The organism is Ruegeria discodermiae (genome assembly GCF_030758345.1).
GTDB lineage: Bacteria > Pseudomonadota > Alphaproteobacteria > Rhodobacterales > Rhodobacteraceae > Ruegeria_C.
In genome coordinates this window covers 2,501-6,336 of record NZ_JAVAMO010000046.1, presented here as the reverse complement: position 1 = coordinate 6,336, position 3,836 = coordinate 2,501, and the positions used below count along the sequence as shown (strand labels likewise).

The 3,836-nt window shown below is 53.4% G+C and carries 1 tRNA gene and 2 rRNA genes; all 3 read right to left on the bottom strand.

From position 1 onward, the window contains the following. Positions 1-93: 93 nt before the first annotated feature. Positions 94-170: transfer RNA gene (locus tag Q5Y75_RS28235), tRNA-Met, on the bottom strand. A gap of 92 nt (positions 171-262) precedes the next feature. Further along, positions 263-377, bottom strand: a 5S ribosomal RNA gene (rrf, locus tag Q5Y75_RS28230). 240 nt (positions 378-617) lie between these two features. Next, positions 618-3,488: ribosomal RNA gene (locus Q5Y75_RS28225) — 23S ribosomal RNA — on the bottom strand. Positions 3,489-3,836 lie beyond the last annotated feature (348 nt).

The window sequence follows — 3,836 nt, the reverse complement described above, 5'->3', positions numbered from 1 at the left end:
CCGTTTGCTTCCGTATTGCTTCCAGCTGTGTTGGGGCAAACGGAAACACCACCCTTGGGCTGTGCGTAACGTGTTGTTATTGTGCGATTATTTTGGTTGCGGGAGTAGGATTTGAACCTACGACCTTCAGGTTATGAGCCTGACGAGCTACCGGGCTGCTCCATCCCGCGACACTTTGGTTGGCCTACCGCCTATTCGGCTACTTGAGGTCAGGGTCGACTATGTTTTGATCGTGTTAGAGAGACTGTTGAGTTTTTACCAGGTTTGGCGATGACCTACTCTCCCACGTCTTGAGACGCAGTACCATTGGCGCTTCGGTGCTTAACTTCCGGGTTCGGGAAGGGACCGGGTGTTTCACGCGTGCTATGATCACCAAACCGGGAAAAAACTCTGCCGACTTTCCTGCTAGGCAGGAAAGCGGCTGGGCAGGAGGCAGCGTCTTTGCTTGCAAAGGCGCGTTCCTGCACAGGTGTTATGTCACCCCTTTACGGGGTTTCATATCAATCAACACCGTGCACTCCGCGTTGCGGAGTGTCACGCAGTTATCCATGGTCTGGTCAGTGTATGTTCTTGATCCCGTTGCCTTTTTGGCAACGTTTGTCTTTCCATTACTGGATCAAATCAAGCCTATCGGGCGATTAGTACCGGTCAACTGAACGCATTACTGCGCTTACATCTCCGGCCTATTGACGTGGTGGTCTACCACGGCCCTCAGGGAGACCTTGTTTTGAGGGGGGCTTCCCGCTTAGATGCCTTCAGCGGTTATCCTGTCCGATCATAGCTACCCTGCACTGCTGCTGGCGCAACAACAGGTCCACCAGTGGATCGTTCACCCCGGTCCTCTCGTACTAGGGGCAACTCCTCTCAAGTCTCCTACACCCACGGCAGATAGGGACCGAACTGTCTCACGACGTTCTAAACCCAGCTCACGTACCTCTTTAAACGGCGAACAGCCGTACCCTTGGGACCTGCTCCAGCCCCAGGATGAGATGAGCCGACATCGAGGTGCCAAACACTGCCGTCGATATGGACTCTTGGGCAGTATCAGCCTGTTATCCCCGGCGTACCTTTTATCCGTTGAGCGATGGCCCTTCCACTCGGGACCACCGGATCACTATGGCCGTCTTTCGACTCTGCTCGACTTGTCAGTCTCGCAGTCAGGCTGGCTTCTGCCATTGCACTCAACGAGCGATTTCCGACCGCTCTGAGCCAACCTTCGCGCGCCTCCGTTACGCTTTAGGAGGCGACCGCCCCAGTCAAACTACCCGCCACGCAGGGTCCCGGATCCGGATAACGGACCGCGGTTAGACATCAAGAGTGCGAAGGGTGGTATCTCAAGGGTGGCTCCACAGGGACTTGCGTTCCTGCTTCAAAGCCCACCACCTATCCTGCACATCACAATCCTGATGCCAGTGCGAAGCTGTAGTAAAGGTGCACGGGGTCTTTCCGTCTAACCGCGGGAAGCCTGCATCTTGACAGGCAATTCAATTTCGCTGAGTCGATGTTGGAGACAGCGGGGAAGTCGTTACGCCATTCGTGCAGGTCGGAACTTACCCGACAAGGAATTTCGCTACCTTAGGACCGTTATAGTTACGGCCGCCGTTTACCTGGGCTTCAATTCAAGGCTCTCACCTCTCCTTTTAACCTTCAGGCACCGGGCAGGCGTCAGACCCTATACGTCGTCTTGCGACTTCGCAGAGCCCTGTGTTTTTAATAAACAGTCGCCACCCCCTGGTTTGTGCCCCCAGCCCCTAGTTGCCTAGGAACCGGGCCTCCTTCTCGCGAACTTACGGAGGTATTTTGCCGAGTTCCTTCAACATCGTTCTCTCAAGCGCCTTGGTATGCTCTACCAGTCCACCTGTGTCGGTTTAGGGTACGGTCTGATGGAGGGCTATTTCCAGGAACTGCTCAGCAGCCCAACCAATCCGATAAGGCTGAACTACATCCGCAATCCGTCACATCCTCCTGGCTCAGGAATATTAACCTGATTCCCATCGCCTACGCCTTTCGGCCTCGGCTTAGGGGCCGGCTTACCCTGCTCAGATTAGCTTTAAGCAGGAACCCTTGGACTTTCGGCGAGAGTGTCTCTCACACTCTTTGTCGCTACTCATGTCATCATTCTCACTAGTGATCTCTCCACCGGATGGCTCACGCCCCGGCTTCATCGAAAAGATTTATATCTGTGCTACCGCCTATTCGGCTACTTGAGCACGTTTGAGCGTGCTTCATAACCGCATCGGCGATAATTCAGATAAAATCTTATGTCACACTACGCTCTGCTACCATGCCTTACGGCATCCTAGACTTCGGCTCATGGCTTGAGCCCCGTTACATCTTCGCCGCAGGACAACTTGTTTAGACCAGTGAGCTGTTACGCTATCTTTAAAGGATGGCTGCTTCTAAGCCAACCTCCTGGTTGTTTTGGTCGTCCCACCTGCTTTCCCACTTAGCCATGAATTGGGGGCCTTAGTCGTAGGTCAGGGTTGTTTCCCTCTCCACTACGGACGTTAGCATCCGCAGTGTGTCTGCCATCTAGTACTCCCGGGTATTCGGAGTTTGGTTAGGATCAGTAAGCCTGTGGGGCCCCATTACCCATCCAGTGCTCTACCCCCCGGGGTATTCGGATGACGCTCTACCTAAATAGATTTCGCAGAGAACCAGCTATCTCCGAGTTTGATTGGCCTTTCACCCCTAGGCACAGCTCATCCCGATCTTTTTCAACAGATGTGGGTTCGGTCCTCCAGTAAGTGTTACCTTACCTTCAACCTGGCCATGCCTAGATCACTCGGTTTCGGGTCTGATCCCACGAACTCATGCGCCCTATTAAGACTCGCTTTCGCTGCGCCTACACCTAACGGCTTAAGCTTGCTCGTGAGACCAAGTCGATGACCCATTATACAAAAGGTACGCCGTCAGCTCGCAAGGAGCCTCCGACTGATTGTAGGCGTTCGGTTTCAGGTACTGTTTCACTCCCCTCGTCGGGGTGCTTTTCACCTTTCCCTCACGGTACTGGTTCGCTATCGGTCAGCAAGGAGTACTTAGCCTTCGAAGGTGGTCCTCCGATCTTCAGACAGAATTTCACGTGTTCCGCCCTACTTAATACGTCCCTCAAAGCTTCCCATACGGGGCTGTCACCCACTATGGCTGTGTTTCCCAACACATTCTGGTCACTTATCAGGCTCGGCTGGTCCCCGTTCGCTCGCCACTACTAGGGGAGTATCAATTGATGTCCTTTCCTCCGGGTACTTAGATGTTTCAGTTCCCCGGGTTTGCTCTTAAAACCCTATGTATTCAGGTCTTAAGTACCTGGTTAAACCCCATATTGATTATCAGAGATAACAATATGAAGCTTTCAGGTGGGTTGCCCCATTCGGAAATCCATGGATCAAAGCTTATTCTCAGCTCCCCATGGCTTATCGCAGAGTATCACGTCCTTCATCGCCTCTTGCTGCCAAGGCATTCACCAAACGCCCTTCTCGCGCTTGATCTGATCCAGAAAGAGAAAGACATAACTTAGTGCGCTACCGCCTATTCGGCTACTTGAGCACGTGAAGCGCTTCGATCTTGCGATCTGCGCGCTTCGACCATGTCGATCGAGACAGGCAGCTGGTTCACAGCCCGTCATTCTTCTGGACCAAAAACATACATATCCCGCCCCCGCCACATGGACGAGGACAAATGAGCAACCCCATATGGCCAACCAGCCGTGCAGCTGATCAACGCGGGTCGCTCGGGTTAGTATATTAGACTTGGACAACTCTGTTCGTTTCGGTGCGGGATACACATTCCAGGCCGGCTAGACCCAAACTGCGCCGTCCATCCCCTGTTTGTCCTAC